Origin of the sequence: Exiguobacterium sp. s36 (assembly GCF_018618345.1) — a bacterium.
Lineage (GTDB): Bacteria > Bacillota > Bacilli > Exiguobacteriales > Exiguobacteriaceae > Exiguobacterium > Exiguobacterium chiriqhucha.
Genome location: NZ_JACSLW010000018.1, coordinates 1 through 1,349, shown reverse-complemented (window position 1 = coordinate 1,349; position 1,349 = coordinate 1). Strand labels below are relative to the sequence as shown.

Here is a 1,349-nt window from a genome sequence, read left to right as displayed (position 1 = left end):
GTGGAGCCCGTAGGGCGAAGTACCGGATTTCACGCTGCCAAGAAAAGCCTCTAGTAAGGAGGTCGGCGCCAGTACCGTAAACCGACACAGGTAGGCGAGATGAGAATTCTAAGACGCGCGGGATAACTCTCGTTAAGGAACTCGGCAAAATGGTCCCGTAACTTCGGGAGAAGGGACGCTTATGGCAACATAAGCCGCAGTGAATAGGCCCAAACGACTGTTTAGCAAAAACACAGGTCTCTGCTAAATCGCAAGATGAAGTATAGGGGCTGACGCCTGCCCGGTGCTGGAAGGTTAAGGGGATGTGTCATCGCAAGAGAAGCACTGAACCGAAGCCCCAGTAAACGGCGGCCGTAACTATAACGGTCCTAAGGTAGCGAAATTCCTTGTCGGGTAAGTTCCGACCCGCACGAAAGGCGTAACGATTTGGGCACTGTCTCAACGAGAGACCCGGTGAAATCATAGTACCTGTGAAGATGCAGGTTACCCGCGACAGGACGGAAAGACCCCATGGAGCTTTACTACAGCCTGATATTGAGGCTTTGTACGCGATGTACAGGATAGGTGGGAGTTTGTGAAGCCGGAGCGCCAGCTTCGGTGGAGACACCCTTGGGATACCACCCTTTGCGTATAGAGTCTCTAACTCGCAGCCGTGATCCGGCTGGAGGACCGTGTCAGGTGGGTAGTTTGACTGGGGCGGTCGCCTCCTAAACAGTAACGGAGGCGCCCAAAGGTTCCCTCAGAATGGTTGGAAATCATTCGAAGAGTGCAAAGGCAGAAGGGAGCTTGACTGCGAGACCTACAAGTCGAGCAGGGACGAAAGTCGGGCTTAGTGATCCGGTGGTTCCGCATGGAAGGGCCATCGCTCAACGGATAAAAGCTACCCTGGGGATAACAGGCTGATCTCCCCCAAGAGTCCACATCGACGGGGAGGTTTGGCACCTCGATGTCGGCTCATCGCATCCTGGGGCTGGAGTAGGTCCCAAGGGTTGGGCTGTTCGCCCATTAAAGCGGTACGCGAGCTGGGTTCAGAACGTCGTGAGACAGTTCGGTCCCTATCCGTCGTGGGCGCAGGAAATTTGAGGAGAGCTGTCCTTAGTACGAGAGGACCGGGATGGACGCACCGCTGGTGTACCAGTTGTTCCGCCAGGAGCATCGCTGGGTAGCTACGTGCGGACGGGATAAGTGCTGAAAGCATCTAAGCATGAAGCCCCCTCCGAGATGAGATTTCCCTTTGAGCAATCAAGAAAGACCCCTCAGAGACGATGAGGTAGATAGGTCATGGGTGGAAGCACGGCGACGTGTGGAGCTGAATGATACTAATCGGTCGAGGCTTTGATCTAGTCTAA

1 rRNA gene (running past one end of the window) is annotated in these 1,349 nt (G+C 54.7%); it reads left to right on the top strand.

From position 1 onward, the window contains the following. Positions 1 to 1,343 (top strand): 23S ribosomal RNA (locus KNP95_RS15755) (it extends 1,649 nt beyond the left edge of the window). Positions 1,344 to 1,349: the final 6 nt, after the last annotated feature.